The 3,628-nt window shown below is 29.1% G+C and carries 3 protein-coding genes; all 3 read left to right on the top strand.

Annotated elements, in window-relative coordinates:
• Nucleotides 1-57: 57 nt before the first annotated feature.
• Nucleotides 58-1,440, top strand: a complete 1,383-nt coding sequence (gene rpoN, locus HUJ77_RS10535) for an RNA polymerase factor sigma-54 (RefSeq protein WP_291708544.1) — start codon at nt 58-60, stop codon at nt 1,438-1,440.
• Between the two features lie 203 nt (nt 1,441-1,643).
• Entirely contained in the window at nt 1,644-2,681 is a 1,038-nt protein-coding gene (locus HUJ77_RS10530; protein ID WP_291708543.1) for a sugar-binding domain-containing protein, read from the top strand.
• Between the two features lie 54 nt (nt 2,682-2,735).
• A partial coding sequence (gene gap, locus HUJ77_RS10525; protein ID WP_291708542.1) for a type I glyceraldehyde-3-phosphate dehydrogenase occupies nt 2,736-3,628 on the top strand: 893 nt, incomplete at its 3' end.

Below are 3,628 nucleotides of genomic sequence, written 5' to 3'. Positions count from 1 at the left end.
ACATAAAAAGATTATATTAATTACATATTTATAGTTTAGTGAATGAAGGTGATACTTATGAAATTAGATTTTAATTTAAATCTTGCTCAAGAACAAAGACTAATAATGACTCAACAAATGCAACTTTCAATAAAGTTATTGCAAATGTCTACTTATGATTTAAGAGAATATATTGAAAATGAATTTTTAGAAAATCCAATTCTAGAAGGAGATTTTGACTTTGTTCAAGAGGACAAAAAATATGAAGACAAAATTGATTATAAAGAAATGATTAAGTATTTAGAATTTGATAATTATGGATCACAAAGCTATGGAGAGTACAATAAAGAGGATGATGTTTCACCTTTTAATTTTATTTCAGATAAGGAATCCCTTACTGAATATTTAAAAGATCAACTAATTGAAAGTGAAGAAGGTGAATACAAGAAAGCTATTGTATTCTATATGATAGAAAGTTTAGATAATAAGGGATATTTGGACATGCCTCTAGAAGAAATATGTAAGGAACTTCATATTTCCTTAGAATTAGGTGAGGAAGCCTTAGAGATTCTTCAAGATTTAGAGCCAGATGGAATCGGAGCAAGAGATTTAAAGGAATGTCTAAAGATACAGCTTATAAAGAAAGGTTTGCTAGATTATAATTTAGAAATAGTAATAGATGAGTATTTAGATTTAATTGCAGATAATAAATTTAATGTAATAGCGAAAAATTTAAAAATAACACCTAAAGAAGCTCAAGATTTAGGAGATATAATAAAGAAATTAGAACCAAAACCTTCAAGAGGATTTTATACAGGAGATGATGTTAAATATATAATTCCTGATGCAGCTATTAGAAAAATTGATGGTGAGTATTTTGTTATTATGAATGATGGTGTTATACCAAGATTATCTATTAGTAATGTTTATAAAGAAGCATTAAATAATAAGGATGATAAAAATACTGAAAACTATGTAAAAGAAAAATTAAGTAGTGCAATGTTTTTAATTAAAAGTATTGAGCAAAGAAAAAGTACTTTGCTAAGAATATTAGAAAAAGTTGTGGAAAAACAAAAGGATTACTTTGATAAGGGCCAAAAGTATTTAAAACCACTGACAATGAAGGAAATAGCAGATACTCTAGGAATTCATGAATCTACAGTTAGTAGAGCTATAAAGGACAAGTATATATTAACTAGTTTTGGAACTGTAAAAATAAAAGATTTATTTACTATAGGGTTAAGTGTAAATCAAAGTGATGGAGAAGAAGTTGCAGTAATAAATATAAAAAAGCAAATCAAGGAAATTATTGATGATGAAGATAAGAAAAAACCACTATCAGATCAAGTAATATGTGATAAGTTAAATAATAGGAATTTAAATATATCAAGAAGAACAGTAGCTAAATATAGAGAAGAACTTGAAATAAAATCTTCTAGTAAAAGAAAAAGAATAGAATAAAAAACACATAAAAGAGGAAAGTTAAATGTATAAAAATAATTATTAAAACTTTCCTCTCTAGAGGTAATATAATAAAATTCTGTAAAAACTTTTGGGAAATTTTAAAGAAAATGCTTTAAAATTTCATAGAAGTGTTTTATAATAATATTTGTGGGACATTTTAATAATGTGCGGGACTTTTTTAGACCAAAGGAGGGTTGACTGTGCAGGAAATATTGTCTTTAGAAAAAAAAATAGTTCCTGAACTTGTAGAAGTCCTTGATAAAAGATATAGTATACTTAGGACTATATATTACAATCAGCCAATCGGAAGAAGAGTTTTAGCAAATCATTTAGATTTAAGTGAGAGAATAGTAAGAAGCGAAATAAATTTCTTAAAATCTCAGAATCTAATTGAAATCAATACTCCGGGGATGACAGTAACAGAAGAAGGACAAGAAATTGTAGACAAATTAAAAGATTTTATACATGAAATAAAAGGATTATCAGATATAGAACAAAATATAAAATCTTTCCTTGGATTAAAAGATGTAGTAATTGTTCCAGGAGATGTAAAGAAAAATAAGACCATATTAAAAGAACTTGGTAAAGCAACAGCAAACTACCTAAAAGCTATAATTAGCGATAATAATATAATAGCAATAACAGGTGGGAACACTATTAAAGAATTTGTTGAAGCTGTGCCTAAAATGAGTTATCTTTCAAACATACTAGTACTTCCAGCAAGAGGTGGTATGGGAAGAAAGGTTGAAATACAGGCAAATACTTTGGCTGCATCTCTAGCACAGAAATTAAATGGTTCTTATAAATTGCTTCATATTCCAGAGAATCTTAGTTTAAGACTTTTAGATACCTTGTTAAAAGAAAAGGAAATAAAAGAAGTAATAGATAGTATACACAAAGCAGATATCTTAATATATGGTATTGGTGAAGCTTTAGTAATGGCAGAAAAAAGAGATGTTTCAATTGAAGAATATAATAAATTAAAATCTCTTGGAGCTGTTGGTGAAGCCTTTGGGTGTTATTTTAACAAAGACTCTCAAGTTGTATCAGAAAATACTTCTATTGGAATTAATATTAATGAAGCAAGAAAAATTAACACACATATTGCTGTGGCAGCTGGGGAAAATAAAGTTGATGCTATTATTGCCACTATGATGAATAATCATAATGCAGTTTTAGTAACAGATGAAGCAGCTGGCAGAAAGATTGTGGAATATATTAAAGAACACAATAAATAAGCTTAAAATTTTAAAAATTTTAAATATATAACTATTTTTAGGAGGTAATTGCAAATGGTAAATGTAGCAATTAATGGTTTTGGAAGAATAGGAAGATTAGCATTAAGATTAATGATTGAAAACCCAGAATTTAACGTGGTAGCAATCAATGACTTAACTGATGCTAAGACTTTAGCTCACTTATTTAAATATGACTCTTCACAAGGAAGATTCAATGGAGAAATCGAAGTTAAAGAAGGAGCTTTCGTAGTTAACGGAAAAGAAATAAAAGTTACTGCAGAAAGAAATCCTGCTGACTTACCATGGAAAGCATTAAATGTTGACGTAGTTTTAGAATGTACTGGATTCTTTACTTCTCAAGAAAAAGCAGGTTTACATTTAGAAGCTGGTGCTAAGAAAGTTGTTATATCAGCTCCTGCAACTGGAGATATAAAGACAGTAGTATTCAATGTAAATAACGATATATTAGATGGTACAGAAACAGTTGTTTCAGGTGCTTCATGTACTACAAACTGTTTAGCTCCAATGGCTAAAGTATTAAACGATAAGTTCGGAATTCAAAAAGGATTCATGACAACTATCCATGCTTACACTAATGACCAAAATACATTAGATGGTCCTCACGCTAAAGGCGATTTAAGAAGAGGAAGAGCTGCTGCTGCAAACATCGTTCCTAACTCAACTGGAGCTGCTAAAGCAATTGGTTTAGTTATTCCAGAATTAAAAGGAAAATTAGATGGTGGAGCTCAAAGAGTTCCAGTTACTACAGGTTCATTAACTGAATTAGTTGTTACTTTAGATAAGAAGGCAACTGTAGAAGAAATAAACGCTGCAATGAAGGCTGCTGCTAACGAATCATTTGGTTACACTGAAGATGAAATAGTTTCATCAGACGTAATAGGAATCACTTATGGTTCATTATTCGATGCAACTCAAACAATGGTTAT

This window comes from Clostridium sp. (genome assembly GCF_021443865.1).
Lineage (GTDB): Bacteria > Bacillota > Clostridia > Clostridiales > Clostridiaceae > Clostridium.
The sequence above is the reverse complement of the archived record's forward strand: the minus strand, read 5'-3'. Positions and strand labels throughout refer to the sequence as shown.

Bases quoted from the DNA above. Each gene is read 5' to 3' on its own strand.
- rpoN (WP_291708544.1), top strand. From the start codon at position 58: ATGAAATTAGATTTTAATTTAAATCTTGCTCAAGAACAAAGACTAATA.